This window comes from Paenibacillus guangzhouensis (assembly GCF_009363075.1).
In the GTDB taxonomy this organism is placed as follows: Bacteria; Bacillota; Bacilli; order Paenibacillales; family Paenibacillaceae; genus Paenibacillus_K; species Paenibacillus_K guangzhouensis.
The window spans coordinates 760,785-778,392 of record NZ_CP045293.1; the positions used below are offsets into that span (position 1 = coordinate 760,785).

Annotated in this window: 16 protein-coding genes; 14 read left to right on the forward strand and 2 right to left on the reverse strand. The window is 44.7% G+C overall.

Going from position 1 to position 17,608, the window contains the following annotated elements:
- Window positions 1–33: 33 nt before the first annotated feature.
- The 4 genes from GCU39_RS03155 to GCU39_RS03170 all read left to right on the forward strand — a co-directional run bounded on the left by GCU39_RS03155 (window position 34) and on the right by GCU39_RS03170 (window position 4,802).
- Window positions 34–1,074 (forward strand): LCP family protein, encoded by a 1,041-nt coding sequence (locus GCU39_RS03155; protein ID WP_152392176.1) that lies wholly within the window; start codon window positions 34–36, stop codon window positions 1,072–1,074.
- Window positions 1,075–1,380: 306 nt separating this feature from the next.
- A complete protein-coding gene (locus GCU39_RS03160) occupies window positions 1,381–1,833 on the forward strand; it encodes a pyridoxamine 5'-phosphate oxidase family protein (protein ID WP_152392177.1) in 453 nt (150 codons plus the stop codon).
- A 165-nt stretch (window positions 1,834–1,998) separates the two neighbouring features.
- Window positions 1,999–3,330, forward strand: coding sequence for a PhoH family protein (locus GCU39_RS03165; RefSeq protein WP_152392178.1), 1,332 nt, complete (start codon window positions 1,999–2,001; stop codon window positions 3,328–3,330).
- 182 nt (window positions 3,331–3,512) lie between these two features.
- Window positions 3,513–4,802 carry an ABC transporter substrate-binding protein gene (locus tag GCU39_RS03170; RefSeq protein ID WP_193726745.1) on the forward strand — a complete coding sequence of 430 codons (1,290 nt, stop codon included), beginning with the start codon at window positions 3,513–3,515 and terminating at the stop codon, window positions 4,800–4,802.
- A gap of 25 nt (window positions 4,803–4,827) precedes the next feature.
- Here GCU39_RS03170 and GCU39_RS03175 read toward each other — a convergent pair whose 3' ends face one another.
- The gene (locus tag GCU39_RS03175) at window positions 4,828–5,910 is read right to left on the reverse strand and encodes a coiled-coil domain-containing protein (protein WP_152392180.1); all 1,083 of its coding nucleotides are present in this window, start codon (window positions 5,908–5,910) and stop codon (window positions 4,828–4,830) included.
- Between the two features lie 101 nt (window positions 5,911–6,011).
- Here GCU39_RS03175 and GCU39_RS03180 point away from each other — a divergent pair, with 101 nt between their 5' ends.
- A complete protein-coding gene (locus GCU39_RS03180) occupies window positions 6,012–7,163 on the forward strand; it encodes a class I SAM-dependent methyltransferase (protein ID WP_193726746.1) in 1,152 nt (383 codons plus the stop codon).
- A 72-nt stretch (window positions 7,164–7,235) separates the two neighbouring features.
- Here GCU39_RS03180 and GCU39_RS03185 read toward each other — a convergent pair whose 3' ends face one another.
- Entirely contained in the window at window positions 7,236–7,472 is a 237-nt protein-coding gene (locus tag GCU39_RS03185) for a DUF2626 domain-containing protein (RefSeq protein ID WP_152392182.1), read from the reverse strand.
- A 328-nt stretch (window positions 7,473–7,800) separates the two neighbouring features.
- Here GCU39_RS03185 and GCU39_RS03190 point away from each other — a divergent pair, with 328 nt between their 5' ends.
- The 9 genes from GCU39_RS03190 to bshC all read left to right on the forward strand — a co-directional run bounded on the left by GCU39_RS03190 (window position 7,801) and on the right by bshC (window position 17,584).
- Window positions 7,801–8,457 carry an RsfA family transcriptional regulator gene (locus tag GCU39_RS03190; protein WP_152392183.1) on the forward strand — a complete coding sequence of 219 codons (657 nt, stop codon included), beginning with the start codon at window positions 7,801–7,803 and terminating at the stop codon, window positions 8,455–8,457.
- A 124-nt stretch (window positions 8,458–8,581) separates the two neighbouring features.
- Window positions 8,582–9,529 carry a ketopantoate reductase family protein gene (locus tag GCU39_RS03195; RefSeq protein WP_152392184.1) on the forward strand — a complete coding sequence of 316 codons (948 nt, stop codon included), beginning with the start codon at window positions 8,582–8,584 and terminating at the stop codon, window positions 9,527–9,529.
- 32 nt (window positions 9,530–9,561) lie between these two features.
- Window positions 9,562–9,948, forward strand: a complete 387-nt coding sequence (locus GCU39_RS03200; RefSeq protein WP_152392185.1) for a DUF3397 domain-containing protein — start codon at window positions 9,562–9,564, stop codon at window positions 9,946–9,948.
- Between the two features lie 90 nt (window positions 9,949–10,038).
- On the forward strand, window positions 10,039–11,721 hold the full coding sequence (locus tag GCU39_RS03205; protein WP_152392186.1) for a peptide ABC transporter substrate-binding protein: 1,683 nt from the start codon (window positions 10,039–10,041) through the stop codon (window positions 11,719–11,721).
- Window positions 11,722–11,917: 196 nt separating this feature from the next.
- Window positions 11,918–12,853, forward strand: a complete 936-nt coding sequence (locus tag GCU39_RS03210) for an ABC transporter permease (RefSeq protein WP_152392187.1) — start codon at window positions 11,918–11,920, stop codon at window positions 12,851–12,853.
- Between the two features lie 41 nt (window positions 12,854–12,894).
- Window positions 12,895–13,803 (forward strand): ABC transporter permease, encoded by a 909-nt coding sequence (locus GCU39_RS03215; protein WP_193726954.1) that lies wholly within the window; start codon window positions 12,895–12,897, stop codon window positions 13,801–13,803.
- Window positions 13,804–13,816: 13 nt separating this feature from the next.
- Window positions 13,817–14,809 carry an ABC transporter ATP-binding protein gene (locus tag GCU39_RS03220; RefSeq protein WP_152392189.1) on the forward strand — a complete coding sequence of 331 codons (993 nt, stop codon included), beginning with the start codon at window positions 13,817–13,819 and terminating at the stop codon, window positions 14,807–14,809.
- A complete protein-coding gene (locus GCU39_RS03225) occupies window positions 14,806–15,768 on the forward strand; it encodes an ABC transporter ATP-binding protein (protein WP_152392190.1) in 963 nt (320 codons plus the stop codon). The genes GCU39_RS03220 and GCU39_RS03225 overlap by 4 nt, the downstream gene beginning before the upstream one ends.
- A 208-nt stretch (window positions 15,769–15,976) precedes the next feature.
- Window positions 15,977–17,584 (forward strand): bacillithiol biosynthesis cysteine-adding enzyme BshC, encoded by a 1,608-nt coding sequence (bshC, locus tag GCU39_RS03230; RefSeq protein WP_265333443.1) that lies wholly within the window; start codon window positions 15,977–15,979, stop codon window positions 17,582–17,584.
- The last annotated feature ends 24 nt before the right edge of the window (window positions 17,585–17,608 follow it).

Here is a 17,608-nt window from a genome sequence, read left to right on the forward strand (position 1 = left end):
ACTGATTTAGCATTTGAAAAGGTGTTGTTGAGAATGAATCCAGCTACTGGACTCCCGCCGAGGGAGGGCCCTAAACGGAGACGCAGCGCTCAGACGACGAAGAAGAAGCAGGTGAAGCCGAAGAGTCCTGTGCGAACCACGCTTAAGACACTAGGCATTCTGCTCATTGTCGGTATTCTAGCGGCCTGTGTCTATGTTGGTTATGTCGCCTATAAGGCAGATAAGGAATTGGATAATATTTCGACGGTCGTCGATGAGAAGCCACTTCCTCCGGAAGAATCCGCTAAGGTGAAGCCGGTATCGATCCTGCTCCTAGGGGTGGATACACGGGAAGAGTCGGGCGGACTGAATACTGATGTCTTTATGGTGGCGACCTTAAATCCAGAGAAGAAGAGTGCGACGGTCGTATCGATTCCTCGGGATACGAAGGTAGAGCTTCGCGGTTATAAGTCTCACAAGATTAATAGCTATTATGCAGCTTTTCGTTCGAAGAATAAGGACACAGCCAATGATGAGATCAAGGAAATGGTTGGCAAATATTTGGATATTCCAATCGACTATGTTGCGATGATCAATTTTAAGGGCTTCAGTGATGTGGTTGATGCGCTAGGCGGTGTCGATGTGAATGTCGACATGGACATGCGTTATATCGATAAAGCTGACGGCACGAACATTAATTTGAAACAAGGCTTCCAGACCTTAAATGGCGAGGATGCGCTCAATTTCGTTCGTTATCGGAAGTCGAACACGAAGAACCCAACGAAAGGCTCAAGCGACTTCGATCGGAACCGGAGACAAAGCGAAGTGCTGCACGAAATGATGCGTAAGCTGCAGAGCTTCGATGGGTTGACGAAGGTGCCGGCCATTATTGAATCTGTCGGTAAGAACCTGAAGATGGATATTCAGAAAGAGCAAATCAAAGATATGATTACGACATACATCACGATGAATAAGGATAATATTCAATTCATTCCGATTGAGGGAAAATGGAAAAGCCCTTATGTCTATCTCGATGATGATAAATTCGAAGCGGCTAAGCAAGCGTTGAAGCAGCAGCTTACACTTCAACCATGACGCAACTTTATCGGGCGTAGGCATTTCTGCTAGTAGATGCAAGTTTCTTCCTGTGATATCATATAATTAATTAGAGGTTGTTCAAAAAGTCATCTTATGATCACGTAGCATGAACAAGGAGAGATTTCGACATCGAATCTTGCATTCAAACTCGAAGTCCGGTGCTCATTTAGGTTTTGCCTAAACTCCGCTCCTCCTTCTTCATTTTCAAGCAACCTTCTCGGTGCTAATAAGCCGACTTTTTGAACATATAATTAGAGGTTGTTCAATCTTATAGCAATTGAAGTTATAGGAGGCTAGGGGCCCATGGCAGAAGTGATTGTATCACTATCCGACGCTTTGCTGAAGCAATTAGAACAGGAATCCTTCGTCTTATTAAGTACGGTTGATGCCGAGACCGGCGGTCCAACGACAAATGCGATCTCATGGGTATACGCTGTAGACAACAAGACGTTGCGATTCGCAATTGATCAGCGTTCTAGACTAATTGCAAATGTGACGCAAAACCCAAAAGTTACAATATCGATATTTAGTGAAGGGTCTCTTCATGCGGTATATGGGACAAGTGAGGTCATCGCTTCTCCACTTGCCGAAGTGCCGATTAAGCTCGTCTGTATTGAAGTGAAGGTCGACACCGTTCGTGATGCGATGTTCTATGGCGCACGAATTTCGGTGATGCCTGCTTATGAGAAAACCTATGATAAACGTGCTGCTGACAAGTTAGATGGACAAGTTTTTGCAGCCATGCGTAAAGCCTAGTGAATTTTTCACTGGGCTTTTGCCTATTTAAGGGGCATGTTAACGGCTATTGCTTCGTATTATTCTGAGGAGAGGGTGATGGCCTGGTTGACCGAAATAGATAGATCATGAAGGAGTATGCATTACACGATGCGGCAGTGATTACCACGCTTGGAGGCGGCGCAGATGAAGAAAATATTTGTGTTGGATACGAATGTATTATTACACGATCCCAATGCGATTTTTGCTTTTGAGGATAATGATGTCATCATTCCTGCGGTGGTATTGGAGGAGATTGATTCTAAGAAACGGAATGCGGATGAAATCGGCAGAAATGCAAGATATGTATCCCGCTTATTAGACAGTCTTCGAGAAAAGGGGCAATTACACAGCGGCATTCAGCTCGATCAAGGCGGAACGCTCACCGTAGAGCTTAATCATCGGAGCTTCGTTCGAGTCCAAGAGATGTTCGGGGAAATTACGAATGACAATCGAATCTTGGCCGTAGCGTTGAATTATCACATCGAAGAGCAACAGACAGAGGAGCCAAGACCTGTCGTTCTCGTCAGCAAAGATGTTTTAGTCAGAATTAAATCCGATGTCCTTGGACTGAACACACAAGATTATTTGTCGGACCGCACGGTGTCGTTGACAGACTTATACCTTGGCAACCTAACGCTGCATGTGCACCCTTCCGTCATTGATGAGTTTTATACGTATCGGTATTTAAATATTTCACAGCTGCAATTGAAGTACCCGCTATATGCCAATGAATTTGTGATCTTGCGCGACGAAATGGGTACGAGCAAGTCGGCCTTATTGCGCGTGAATGCTGAAGCGACCAAGTTAGAGCCATTGTTCTTGAGCAATGACCCGGTATGGGGCATCAGTGCTCGAAATGCGCAACAACGTATGGCACTCGAGCTGTTGTTGAACGACGATATTCCCCTGGTTACGATTACGGGAAAAGCCGGTACAGGTAAGACATTGCTTGCACTGGCAGCAGGTCTGATGAAAGTGGAAGACGAGCACAAATATAAGAAGCTGCTTATCGCAAGACCTGTGGTTCCGATGGGTAAGGATATTGGTTATTTACCGGGAGAGAAGGATGAGAAGCTTCGACCGTGGATGCAGCCGATCTATGATAATCTCGAGTATCTTTTCGATACCAAGAAAGCTGGAGATATTGATAAGATCTTAGTCGGGCTTGGAAGCATCCAAGTAGAGGCGCTGACCTATATTCGGGGGCGTTCCATTCCAGGTCAATTCATTATTATCGATGAAGCTCAGAACTTATCGAAGCATGAAGTGAAGACCATTGTCTCGCGGGTCGGCGAAGGCAGTAAGATCATTCTGATGGGAGATCCGGAACAGATCGACCATCCGTATCTGGATGCAGCGAGTAATGGATTGACGTATATCGTGGAACGATTCAAGCAGGAAGGAATTAGCGGTCATATTACCCTCGAGAAAGGCGAACGATCGAAGCTCGCGCAATTGGCTGCTGATTTGTTGTGAGGATAATGGAATAAGAGTGTATAGGCCTGCTTCGAAATTCGAGGCAGGTTTTTTCTCGGCTTTCCCGTAGTGTGACTGACTATCTTCTAGGATAGCGCTCCATTGTACGCGGTTATTTTTGTAGGCGACAAATGCGTCCAACCTTGCTAGAATATAAGCATGAAAAGGGGGAGGGAGAATGCGTGTCTAACAAAAGAAATACGTTGATGCTCTTTGTTATGTTGCTCCTAATTCTTCTATTATTAACCCCTATGAACGGTGTAACACCAAATCGTAATACAGAGAAACGTGAGCAGGATACGAGTCAGGTTGCGATTGCGCCATCTGGAGACCAGGCGGAGCGTGAAGAGAAGTTAACGGTCTCTGTAAGTCTAGAGCCGGCTCAATTTGCTGTACTACAGTCCATGAATCAACGATATATGCAAGACCATCAGATGGTTGTTGAACTTTCCAATACATATCCACAAGATGCTTATCATCTATTTGCAGAACAATCGATGCTAGGGGACGCCGCAGATGTCATGCTCCTGCAAAGTGAGTGGGTGAATAAATTTGCCGTATCTGGCTATTTATTGCCTGTTGACTCGTATTTCTCTGGCGTTGCGGCTTCGGAGCCTTTAGATTGGTTAATGAACCAAGTGAAGTGGAATGGATACATCTGGGGAATTCCTAAAGACGTCGATCCTTATATTCTCGTCTGGAATCCTAAGTTGTTACGGGAACTTTCGATGGATCAGCTGCCGAGTGAGAGGGAAGGGTGGATCAATCTAGAGCGGTATTTCTCGAAATTGCCGAATGCCCCTTATCTGATTGCGGCTGATTTGAATGATGGCTATCAGATCTTATCATCACTGCGCAGATTGGGAAGTTTGGGGGAGATCTCCACGTTTCTAGAGTCGCTTCGGCCTCATATCTATGTGGCGGAAGATTCGGCATCGCTATGGGAAATGATGGCTCGAGGGGAATTGCTGGCGATGGTAACGACTGCGTCCGCATGGCAGCAGCATCCGAATACCGATTTGAGTGTCGAGTCCGTTAATCCAGCAAGGAACGGGAAAAGTTTTTGGGCTCGGAGTCGGAGTTTCGTTGTTTCTTCCAAGTCACGATTAGAGAAGGAAGCGAAGGATTGGATTCAAGCGATGACGACGGCAACGGCGCAAGAGGAAGTCCTTCACGAGACGAGAATGCTTCCCGCTCTGAAATATATGTACACACCATCTTCTCTTCCTGCACTACACGGAAGCATGCGTGACAGGCTAGCCCAAATGACTGATCTAGGTCTAAGGAATTCCCCGACAATCGTGCAAGAGATGAAGCAACTGGGGCATGTCTTCGGGCAATATATTCACAACCTCGTTCCACTGCAAACCTTACTCTTGCAATTGGAGTCACTAGAGCTGGAGACGACGGTCAAAAGCGTTGATCCGCACGATGAAATGGAAAAGGGGACATCATCACTAGATCACCCGTAGATTATGTCCCCACACGATTGTATAATTATAAGTTCATTTTTAACTTAACTTCCAACGTACCCTTATCGATCGTAACGCTTGTAGCTTGAATGAAGGAGACGAGCTTCGCAGGGTAGAACCCAAGATCGAATTCCTTCTCGAGTGATTTGCGCGTCGTGTCCGGCAGTTCGAGGCCGTTGAAAAGAAGATGATCCACATGGAATAAGATGCAGTTCTCTGGCGTACTCTCGACCGTATAATGACCTTTAATCTCGACTTTGATCGCATTCCGTTCACCGTAGGCGACAAGTTGATCTTTTTCGAATCGGAAGGCGAAATTTTTGAACATTTCATTTTTGTTGCGTAGAAATTGATTGAGATCTTCTTCACGTAAATTAATGGTGTAATTGAGTCCGTTAATGACAAGGCTGCCTTCTGTATTTTTAATGAGACTAGGCAAGTCCTGCATGGCATCGGAGAGGGCTTGGAAATAAGATCGTACCTCATACATGCCGATGTTCTGCCAGAAGCTTGTGAGTTCATCAATTAACTTTTTGAGTTGCTCTGCGTTTGTGCTATGCGCTAATTGGTCATTGACTTCATTCTGAAGAGCCAAAACGCGAGTCCGTTGCTCGGTCAGATTGGCGAGTACCTCGGTTAATTCGTCCTGCTTCTCTTGATATCGCAGCCCCAGCTTCTCAATCTCTTTGTATTCAGAGGCGAAAGTCGTCAATATATCGTGGTCTTGCTCCATGATGATGGAGTAATAATCATAGACCAAGAAGAATTTCTCGAGGCTATCGAGCGATAGGATGGCTGCGAGCAGCGAATCGCGGTCCCCCATATAATAAGCTCTTAATACTTGTCCGGCTTGCTTGCGTTTGATCTCGATTTGCTCGTTTTTTGCAGATAATTGAACTTGAATGTCAGATGATTGCTTTTGTAATGTATCTAATTCTTGTTGTATACGTTCAATTTCGTGATCAATTTCGACAATCGATAAGCTTTTCTCGAGAATTTGCTTAGTCTCTTCGTCTGTGGGTTCGGCGAGGATCAGAATGGGCTTCCATGTTGTGAGTAACAGGACCATACAGAGCAAGCACGCAAGTCCGCGAATCCAATATTTCATTGGGTGTCCCCCTTAGCTTGGTCCATATAAATATATGAGAGTGAAATGAAATCATGACGGATTCACATTAACTTCAGCTTTCGATAGAAAGGATGTCTCTCTTGTCTCATTATCAGGGAACCGATCAATTAATTCAATATATTCGCGCGGAAATGAAAGATAGTCCTATGCAGCATATCCCTTTTGGGCGCTATATGGAGCTTAGTTTATATCATCCAACAGCAGGCTACTATATGAAGGATCGACCTAAGATCGGCAAGGAAGGCGACTTCTATACCAGCTCGAATTTGGGTTCCATGATGGGGGAAATGTTAGCTGCAAAAATCGCGCATATAATAGAAGAAAATTTTCACAAGGCTACGAATGAGCAGGTTCGTATTGTGGAATGGGGCGCGGGCACAGGCCGACTTGGTGTGCAAATCCTCGAAACATTAGAGGGCAAATATCCTGAGATGTATCGGCGGATTGCATATACGATTGTAGAGCAGAGCGAATATCATCGCCAGCAATCTCAGGAACAGTTCGATAAGGCTGAGAAACAGGCAGAATGGTGGACAGAAGATCAGTTTTATGAGCGAAATGATCAATCTCCCGTCATTGTAATAGCAAATGAACTACTTGATGCATTTCCTGTCGAGCGGGTACGTTATCTAGAGGGGGAACGTGGTAAGTGGTCACTCGAGCAACAATTTGTGAGTTGGGATGAGGGATCTGCTGTGTTTGTTGCGAGGTGGAGTGAAGCAGTACCAGATGTCGAAGCCTATGTACGTGAACATGTGATAGAACGTGGGATTCGGCTTCAAGCCAAACAGGAGTTAGAGGTTAATCTAGGCGCGCTTGCTTGGATTCGGAAGATGGCGGCTGCGATTCGCCAAGGATATTGCATCATTATTGATTACGGTGATCAGACGAAGGAGCTCGCATCGGCACATCGCATGAAGGGAACCTTGATCTGCTATCATCGTCATCTCGCACATGATAATCCCTATATCAACGTAGGGGATCAAGATATTACAGCGCATGTGGATTTTACGGTACTTGAGAGTGAAGCTGCTGAATCGGGTTTTGTACGAACGTTCTATGGCACCCAGAAGTATTTCTTAATGGAGGCAGGTTTGCTGAACCAGCTGCAGGAGCATTACACGGCAGATCCATTCGATCCCATTGCGAAACGTAACCGTGCGATTAGACAGCTGCTGCTGAGTGATCAGATGAGTGAATTGTTCAAAGTGTGGATTGGACAGATAAAATAATTTTATAATGTAGAAATAAAAAAACGATCGAGCCGATGTCGGTTTCGATCGTTTTTGGTATGTGCGTGTAGATTAGAATGGTAATCCCATTTGAAAGACGGTCCAGTAACTAAAACCGGTAAAGGTCACGATCATATATCCCCAGAAAATAAGAATATAGGTTTTCTCGGTGAACTTCAGGTAGCCTAGCAGTACGAAGAATGCAGTCTGGAAGAAGAACAGTAATGCCATTTCCATCATATCTCCGGCGAATGCCATGAGCCCAATCATCAATGTGAAAAAGCCTAATACGCGAAACATACGTGCCATATGTACATCCCCCTCTCTAACGCGCTAACCATAATTTTCTAGTCCTATTATATCCTTCGCGATCCGAAGTGTAAATCCGGAATCGTGACGAAATAGCAAACTTTTATCATTATAGTGACATTTATTATTGATTTTTATACTTTGTCAAAAAATAGGTATGAGCCCCTGCCAATTTGGTTATACAAAATAGTAGAAAAAAGATTCTATGAACTCTACCAAGGGCATAGAGATGGAGTAAGCACATTTTTACCCCCGATGTATTCAAGCGGATGATTATTAGCTGCTTTGATATCGGTTTATTTTAGAATGTTGTTAGGAGGTTTATTGCATGACTGCCATTAGACAGGATGCATGGAGCGTTGAGGATGATTTAATTTTAGCTGAGGTAACTTTGCGTCATATACGCGAAGGAAGCACACAACTTGCTGCGTTCGAAGAGGTAGGCGAGAAAATTGGAAGAACATCGGCGGCTTGCGGGTTCCGGTGGAATAGCTTTGTGCGTAAAAAGTATGAAACAGCCATTCAAAATGCCAAAGCACAGCGGCAAAAGCGGAATTACATGAAGAAGCAGCCAATGATGGTCGAGGGAGCTCATGTTGCATCCCTAATGACGATGGAAGCAGCGGAAGAGACATCATTTAAACACGAAAATATGAGTGAAGAATCGATATCAATCGATGCGGTGATTCGGTTTCTGCGTCAGTGGAAAGGCGCCTATCAAGATGTAGGCCGTCAGATTAAATCACTCGAGAGAGAGATACGTGATAAGGAAGAAGAACTCTTGTATTTGCGTAAAGAGAACGAACGTCTCTCCCGGGAAGTGAACGATGTCCAGACAGACTATCGGGTCGTAAATGATGACTATAAAGCACTGATTCAGATTATGGATCGTGCGCGTCGGTTAGCCTTTCTCTCGGAAGAGGAAGAAGAGAACAGGACTCGCTTCAAGATGGATGCGAATGGGAATTTAGAGCGAATCGAATAGGTAGTTAACGTAAAAAATCCTGAGTATCGCCGTGTTGTAACGCGATTTACTCAGGTTTTTTGTGTTTTTTCCATATCTTTGCTATATATATCATTATAGCTTGGACAGAAGGGGAGCAAGTACCATGAATATACATATTGTTGGCGCCGGATCACTAGGGTTATTGTTTGCCGGGAAATTAGGCATCGCAGGAGCTAACGTTACATTGTATCCACGCACAGAACAACAGTCAGAACAATTGAGAGAACATGGCATTACGATTATTACCGCTCAAGATAAAATCGAACAGAGAACGCATGCTGTGACAATACAAGCTTGGGATCAAATCACTGCTGACACTATGGTTGAAGATGGGGATTGGATCCTAATAACTGTGAAGCAGAAACATATCGACGACTTGTTCATACAAAGATTGGCTTGGCTAGCCGGGCAGCAGGGATATATCTGTTGTTATCAGAATGGTGTGGGACATATAGAATGGATAGAACAGGCGATTGATGCGTCACAGGTATATGTCGCGATTACGACAGAAGCCGCGCGGCGAGATGCTACAGGCATCGTGACGCACACAGGTAGTGGGAATACACGAATTGGCCACCTAAGAGGCAGCTTGAATGAGGAAAATCTCGAAAATAGTCTAATGAAGTGGCTAAATCGAGCAGGATTCAGCGCACAGGTGTCGAAAAACATCGATATGGATGTTTATCGTAAACTTATGATCAATGCCATCATTAATCCGCTGACTGCGATCATGCGTATCCGGAATGGTGAGTTGTTGGACAAGCCGGAGCGATTGCAGTGGATGAAGTGGTTATATGAAGAGATTGAAGCGGTATATCAAGCGAACGATATTTATGTGGGGGCTGCCATGTGGGATCAAGTGAAGCATGTCTGCGCTGCAACAGCGGCGAATACGTCCTCCATGCTCAAAGATGTGCTAGCGGGATCGGACACAGAGATCGAATGGATTAATGGGAGTATACTTCGTCTAGCTGAATCGACTGAACTTGATCCTATCTACAATCGAGCGGTCTATACGCTTGTGCATTCACTCGGAGGGCCACTCGCATAACCATCTTATTCTGGAGAGGAGAATCGAGATAGGTGAAGATATTTGGTTTTTTATTACAGTTTTTGACGGTGTTGCCCTTCATTCCTTTTCTCAGTATATGGTTGATTTATGGATTCATAAATGGAGATAATAAGAAGGCTTTCCGTCTTGCTATGGATGTAACCACTTTATTCTTGATCCTTGTCGTCGCTACGATGTACAATACGATCTTTGGCGGCAGCTTCGGATTTTACCTGATTGTCTTGGTTTTATTGATCGCAGGAGGCTTACTGGGCGGGGCGCAGAACCGTAAACGAGGGAAGATCGATGCGCTAAAGCTAGTGAAAACGATCTGGCGGTTGACATTTTTTGTCATGGCGTTTTTTTACATAATATTCCTAATTACTGGCGTTATTCGATATTCCTTGCATATTGTCTGATAATTCTTTTAAATTAGACCTAGATTTTTTTGACCAGTGGATGTATACTAATTTTCAATTACTTTAAATATTTTTTAGGGGGAGTCTAGTTTGAAAAGAAAAAGTTTACTTCTGATTCTTACTTTGATTGTTGTCCTCGGGACAGTGCTGGCCGGATGTGGAGGCAAAACAGAAAACAAAAATGAAGCCTCTAAAGGTACAGAACAAACGACTGACTCCGAAACAGCTAAAGTAAGCAAGGGCGGAACATTCCGCATGAACTTGCATTCTGAGCCGCCAAGTCTTGATCCTGCACAAGCACAAGATAACACTTCGGGTACTGTGCTTAACGCGATTTTCGCAGGTCTTGCTGAAATCGACAAAGACGGTAAAGCCGTTCCAGCCGCAGCTGAGAGCTGGGAAGAGAATGGCAACAAGATCACTTTCCACCTTCGCAAAGATGGTAAATGGAGCAATGGTGATCCTGTAACAGCACATGATTTCGAGTACGCTTGGAAACATGTCTTGGATCCAAAAACACAACCAGCTCCACCTTATGCTTATCAATTGTTCTACTTGAAGAACGGTGAGAGCTATAACCAAGGTAAAGCTGATGCAGCATCTGTTGGTGTTAAAGCTACGGATGATTACACACTTGAAGTTGAGCTTGAGAACCCAACGCCTTACTTCGTTAGTTTGACATCGTTCTATACGTATATGCCAGTTCACAAATCGGCTCAAACAAATCCGAAATGGGCAGCTGATGCAAATACAATTATTTCGAACGGTGCATTCAAAATGACTGCATGGCAGCATAATGGTTCGATCGAGCTTACGAAGAACGAGAACTACTTCGCGCAAGACAAAGTTAACTTTGATAAAGTTCAAATGGCGATGATCGATGCATCCGCTACTGAGCTTAGCATGTACCAAACGAACCAATTGGATTACTCCGGTGCTCCAACGGGTGAATTGCCTACAGACCAAATTCCTGTATTGAAAAAATCGTTACCAGACGAATTGAAAATTCAAGGTATTGCAAGTATCTACTACTACGTATTCAACAACACAGTAGAACCTTTCGACAATGCTAAAATCCGTAAGGCATTTGCTATGTCGATCGATCGTCAACAAATCGTTGATAAAGTAACGCTTGGTGGCCAAATCCCAGCTTACGGCTTCGTATCCCCTGGTATCATGGGTGAGAGCAAACCGTTCCGTGAAGAGCATTCCGATGCGGAATACATCAAACCAGATGTAGCAGAAGCTAAGAAATTGCTTGAAGAAGGTATGAAAGAAAAAGGCTACACAACTCTTCCGCAAATCACTTTGATCCATAACCAAGGTGATGGACATAAGAAAATTGCACAAGCAATTACAGATATGTGGAAACAAAACTTGGGTGTAACTGTTAAAGTTGAATCCCAAGAGTGGGGCGTATTCCTTAAAAACCGTACCAACGGTAACTATCAAATCGCACGTTCCGGTTGGGGCGCAGACTACAGTGACCCTATGACATTCCTTGATATGTGGGTAACAAAAGCTGGTAACAACGATGCGAAGTTCTCGAACGAAGAGTACGACAAATTGATCAAAGAAGCAAAAGCAACAAGCGATAACAAAGTTCGTATGGATAACTTTGCTAAAGCGGAGAAAATCTTAATGGGCGATAGCACAGCGGTTCTTCCGATTTACTACTATACAAGTGTAGGTTTGGTTAAACCTAACCTTAAAGGTCTATTCCATGACTTTAACGGAAGCATCCACTTCAATAACGCTTACTTCGAAAAATAAGACATCTCAAGTTGTAGCACGATGAAGCTAGATTCGGGATATATGAGAAATCGCATATATCCCGAATTTTTTTGAAGATATAGATTGTATCTTATTTCACAGATATTGGATACAGTTTTTGAAACGAATACCGTCCCCTTAAACGACGGCGAGGTCGTTTCGTATGGTCAAAATATTATGATATGGGGGTGTTCGTTTGGCACGGTATATATTCAGCAAGTTTTTCTTTATGCTCGTTTCGATGTTTGTGCTAGCGTCATTGACTTTTGGTCTTATGAAAATTATTCCCGGCGATCCCTTTATGTCGGAGAAAGCTGTACCGCCTGAAGTAAAGGCGAAGTTATTTGAACAGTATGGGTTGGACAAGCCGATCCTAGAGCAATACGGTATTTATTTGAACAATATTCTTCATGGTAATCTTGGCGTTTCAATGAAATTGCAAAATCAAGAGGTTACTAAGGTAATCAGTGACTCTTTCAAATATTCGTTACGACTTGGTCTTGTATCAATTGTAGTATCGGTTATTGTCGGCGTATCCCTTGGAATGCTGGCAGCACTTAAACACCGCAAGCTGCTAGATAATGTGGCGATGGTGATTGCGGTTATCGGGATTTCGGTACCGAGTTTCGTACTTGCATCATTCATGCAGTATGCATTCGGGGTCAAATTGATGTGGCTTCCAGTTGCTGGATTGGATAGTCCGCTAACCTATGTCATGCCGGTTCTAGCATTGTCAGCGCTTTCCATTGCGTTCATTGCACGCCTAACGCGTTCGAGCATGTTGGAAGTATTATCGGCCGACTATATTAAGACAGCGAAAGCGAAAGGCTTGACAGCTGGTACGATTCTTCGCAGACACGTGCTGCGCAACGGAATCATGCCTGTTGTTACGTATATCGGTCCGCTTGCAGCTAACGTTATTACGGGTTCCGTTGTTATCGAATCTATCTTCGGGATTAGCGGCTTGGGTAAAGTCTTCGTCTACAATATTACGAACCGTGACTATCCAATGATCATGGGGATTACATTGTTTTACGGTATTATTTTGATGTTGGCGCGTTTTGTAACGGATCTATCTTATGGCTTTATCGATCCGCGTATTAAATTGCGTTCACAACGGAAGGAGGGCTAATCGTGGCAGGAAATCAGAATCATGAAGCTGTACTCAACAATCTGACGCCAGATGATTTTCGTCCTATTAGCCAAGATGATAAGAATAGCGAAATCATTCAGCGTGAGAGCCTTTCGGCATGGCGTGATGCTTGGGAGCGTCTGCGTGAGAATAAACTCGCCATGTCAGGTCTTACCATTCTAATTCTTCTAATTATTATGGCCATCTTCGGTCCAATGTTCTCAAAGTATGATTACTTTACTAATAACCTAGATGCGACGAATTTAGCACCATCCGGTGATCACTGGTTCGGAACGGATGATCTTGGTCGCGATATGTGGGCAAGAACATGGATGGGTGCGCGCATTTCCCTTATTGTTGGTTTTGCGGCTGCGCTGTCCGATTTGATTTTCGGCGTTATCTATGGTGGTATTATGGGTTATGTCGGCGGTAAGACCGATGAAATTATGAATAAGGTATCTGAAATTCTATATTCGATTCCTTACTTGCTCGTTTGTATCCTATTGCTTGTTGTCATGGAGCCAAGTCTATTGACTATCATTATTGCGATGGCGATTACAGGCTGGATTAATATGGCTTGGATCGTTCGCGGTCAGACGATGGGTCTTAAGAACCAAGAGTATGTTCTTGCATCCCGTTCGATGGGTGCTGGCGCAGGCCGCATTTTGCTTCGCCATTTGATTCCGAATGCGATGGGTCCAATCATCGTAACTTTGACGTTAACGGTTCCATCTGCGATTTTCGCAGAGGCGTTCCTCAGCTTCTTAGGTCTTGGTGTTCAAGTTCCAGTCGCATCTTGGGGTTCCATGATCAGCGATGCATTGAGTTCGTGGATGATCTATCCATGGCGCATGTTCTTCCCAGCGATCCTCATCAGCTTGACGATGTTGTCGTTCAACGTACTTGGTGATGGTCTTCGTGATGCACTCGATCCAAAAATGAAAAAATAGGAGGTGTGTAGGTATGCAACCCATTTTGGAAGTTAAAGATTTAAGCGTGTCCTTTAAAGTCCGCGGCGGTGAGGTTCAAGCGGTTCGCGGTGTGAATTTCCATGTGAATAAAGGGGAAGCGGTAGCGATCGTGGGTGAATCGGGTAGTGGTAAGAGTGTTACGGCACAATCCATTATGCGACTTCTTCCTACACCCCCAAGCTTTGTGAAGAATGGTTCGATTCTTTTCCAAGGGGAAGAGATTCTGAATAAAACGAATAAAGAGATGGAAGCGATCCGCGGTAAAGATATCGGGATGATCTTCCAAGATCCGATGACTTCGCTTAACCCGACGATTACGATCGGGAAGCAGATTACAGAAGGTCTAATCAAGCATCAGAATGTATCGAAAAAAGATGCACAAGGTCGTGCGATTGAGATGTTGAAACTCGTTGGTATTCCGAATCCGGAGTCCCGGTTCAACCAATATCCGCATGAATTCTCAGGCGGTATGCGTCAGCGCGCGATGATCGCGATTGCGCTTGCTTGTAACCCATCGCTTCTTATTGCGGATGAGCCGACAACAGCGCTAGACGTTACGATCCAAGCTCAAATCCTCGATGTAATGAAGGATATGCAGAAGAAACTTGGCGTTTCGATCATTCTGATTACGCATGACCTTGGTGTCGTTGCAGATATGTGTGATCGCGTTGTCGTTATGTATGCAGGTAAAGTCGTTGAGACAGGGACGAAATGGGAGATCTTTAAGAATCCTCAGCATCCTTATACAAGAGGCTTGCTTCGTTCATTGCCTCGTCTGGATCAGAAAAAAGACGAGCCGCTCATTCCGATCCACGGAACACCGCCAGATTTGATCAAGCCACCAGCTGGCTGTGGATTCTGTGCGCGTTGTGATGAAGCGATGCGCATCTGTGAGACGCAGGATCCAGGTGTAACGCAGCTTAGTGAATCACATGCATCCCGTTGCTGGTTGCTGCATCCAATGGCTAAGGAGGTGCAGGCATGAGTAATAAACAACCTTTAGTTGAAGTAGATCAACTGATGAAATATTTTAACATTGGGGGCGGCGCAACACTTAAGGCCGTGAACAATATTAGTTTCTCAATCCAACAAGGTGAGACTTTAGGGGTTGTAGGGGAGTCGGGTTGCGGTAAATCTACTGCAGGCCGTACGATACTCAGACTCTATGAGCCAACAGCAGGACAAGTCCGATTCAATGGAACGAATATCTATGATTTGTCGGGTTCCAAACTTAAAGCAATGCGCCGCGAAATGCAAATGATTTTCCAAGATCCATACGCTTCTCTTAATCCGCGTATGACGGTCTCGGATATTATTGCAGAGCCGCTCTTGATTCATAACTTGAACGCAAGCCGCGCAGAGCGTAAAAAACGTGTTGAAGAATTGCTAGATCTCGTTGGTCTGAACGCGGAACATGCGACACGTTACCCGCATGAGTTCTCAGGCGGACAACGTCAACGGATTGGGATTGCAAGAGCGCTTGCTGTAAATCCGAAGTTCATCATTTGTGATGAACCGATCTCAGCGCTAGACGTATCGATCCAAGCACAGGTCGTGAACTTGCTGCAAGATTTGCAGCGTGATTTCGGATTGACTTACCTGTTCATCGCGCATGACCTCTCCATGGTTAAGCATATCAGTGACCGGGTAGCGGTTATGTATCTTGGTAAAGTTGTTGAGCTTGCGACGAGTGAAGAGCTCTATGCAAATCCGCAGCATCCTTATACGCGCGCGCTATTATCCGCAATTCCGATTCCGGATCCAGAAGTCGAAGCAACGAAAGAGCGCGTCGTATTGAAAGGCGATCTTCCGAGTCCAATCAATCCGCCAAGCGGCTGCCATTTCCGGACAAGATGTCCGATGGCAACAGAGAAATGTGCTTCGGTTGAGCCAGAATTGGTAGAGACTAAATCGGGTCATTTCGCCGCATGTCATTATATTTAATCGGTTAAGCAAAGGGTTGTTTATTGGAGTCCTCCAGGACTTCGATAAACAGCCTTTTTTTATTTTTTGCTCCTTGTTCCTTTGACGAAATGACCTCAGGTTGTGTACAATCAAGAGAGATCACTTTCAAAAAAATAGTGGCTTGTTTTTTTGGGTCCAAATATAAATTGAAATGGAGGGGCTGGACGTGAACGTAGTTCAAGTACCCATGAAAGTCAATCAACCTTTATCAGATACATATATAAAGGATTATGAGCAGGTTCGTGAATTGTTCGATTATAATCCAGTATCTGAGCAGGATTGGCATGCAAGAGTAGCTTGGTTAGACAAGACGCGCGATTTACGCGCGGAACGCAAAGAGCTCGTTAAGCGATTGCGCGCATATAATGCGGAGAGAAATCCGCATGCTGCCGTATCAACGGCATTGGATCAATTGGAGCAAGATGATGCGTTGGTCGTGGTCGGGGGTCAACAAAGTGGTTTATTTACAGGACCTCTGCTCGTGATCTATAAGGCGCTAACTATTATTCAGACAGCACGTATGGCGGCACAGCGATTGAGTCGTCCCGTTGTTCCTGTATTCTGGATCGCAGGGGAAGATCACGATTTCGACGAAGTAAATCATACGTACGTATTATCGCCAGAACTACAAGTACAGAAGATTCGAATAGATCATCCGACAGGCGTAAGATCGATGGTGAGTGAGGTTGTTGTATCGCCAGAAGTTTGGCATGCTGCAATCCAGCAGCTATGTGACCTTCTTCCAAATACAGAGTTCAAGGCTGATCTTATGGAGAAGCTGAATACTTATGCGGCTGTCTCGGATACGCTAAGTGATTTCTATGCACGCATTTTCGGCATGTTGTTCGGGGAAGCAGGACTCGTCTTAATTGATTCGGCCGATCAAGCCATTCGTTCCATCGAAGTGCCGATGTTCGAGCGTATTATTGCACAGAACGATGAGCTGGAGCGCGCATATTTCCAATCCCAAGATGATGTTGCAAGGCAAGGGTTCTCAGCCCAAGCAGATGTTACGGCCGGGAATGCGAACTTGTTCTATATTCATGAAGGTACACGGTTGTTATTGCACAAAGAGAATGGGCGGTTTACAGATCGGAAAGGGCTGGTGTCCTTCAGTGTTGATGAATTAAGAACTGCACTTGCATCATCCCCAGAACGTTTCAGTAATAATGTACTGACAAGACCGCTCATGCAGGATTATTTGTTCCCTGTGCTATCGGCGATACTTGGCACGGGAGAAATTGCTTATTGGGCATTGACGCACCATGCGTTCCATGAGGTGGGCTTCCGAATGCCGATTATCGTGCCGCGGATGTCTTTCACGTTCGTAGAAGGTACGGTACAGAAGCAAATGACCAAATATGATCTGACGTTCGAGGATGTTACGGAACGATTCGCAGAGCGGAGAGAAGCTTGGCTGCATGCGCAGGATACACTTGGACTGGATGCGGACTTCGATCATCTGAAGCAAGAGCTGGAGTCCATGTATCAACCTATCTTAAGCAAATTGGCTCAGATCCAAGCGGGATTAGGGAAACTTGGCGAGACGAATAAGCAGAAGGTGATGGAGCAGGTTGAATTTTTGCAAAATCGGGCTGTCAACGACTTAGCGAAGCAGAATGAAACGGCACTCAGACACTGGGACCGCATTCATAGTTCCTTAATGCCCCTTGGCAAACCACAGGAACGTGTTTATAATATCTTTGCGTATCTTAATCGATATGGAAGCGCTTGGATTTCATCCTTATACGAGATTCCACTTGATCTAACAGGTCAGCATCGTGTGATTTCTTAATCTAATGCAGACGTCATAACCACA

Bases quoted from the DNA above. Each gene is read 5' to 3' on its own strand.
- GCU39_RS03155 (WP_152392176.1), top strand. From the start codon at position 34: ATGAATCCAGCTACTGGACTCCCGCCGAGGGAGGGCCCTAAACGGAGA.
- GCU39_RS03160 (WP_152392177.1), top strand. From the start codon at position 1,381: ATGGCAGAAGTGATTGTATCACTATCCGACGCTTTGCTGAAGCAATTA.
- GCU39_RS03165 (WP_152392178.1), top strand. From the start codon at position 1,999: ATGAAGAAAATATTTGTGTTGGATACGAATGTATTATTACACGATCCC.
- GCU39_RS03175 (WP_152392180.1), bottom strand. From the start codon at position 5,910: ATGAAATATTGGATTCGCGGACTTGCGTGCTTGCTCTGTATGGTCCTG.
- GCU39_RS03185 (WP_152392182.1), bottom strand. From the start codon at position 7,472: ATGGCACGTATGTTTCGCGTATTAGGCTTTTTCACATTGATGATTGGG.
- GCU39_RS03190 (WP_152392183.1), top strand. From the start codon at position 7,801: ATGACTGCCATTAGACAGGATGCATGGAGCGTTGAGGATGATTTAATT.
- GCU39_RS03195 (WP_152392184.1), top strand. From the start codon at position 8,582: ATGAATATACATATTGTTGGCGCCGGATCACTAGGGTTATTGTTTGCC.
- GCU39_RS03220 (WP_152392189.1), top strand. From the start codon at position 13,817: ATGCAACCCATTTTGGAAGTTAAAGATTTAAGCGTGTCCTTTAAAGTC.
- GCU39_RS03225 (WP_152392190.1), top strand. From the start codon at position 14,806: ATGAGTAATAAACAACCTTTAGTTGAAGTAGATCAACTGATGAAATAT.
- bshC (WP_265333443.1), top strand. From the start codon at position 15,977: ATGAAAGTCAATCAACCTTTATCAGATACATATATAAAGGATTATGAG.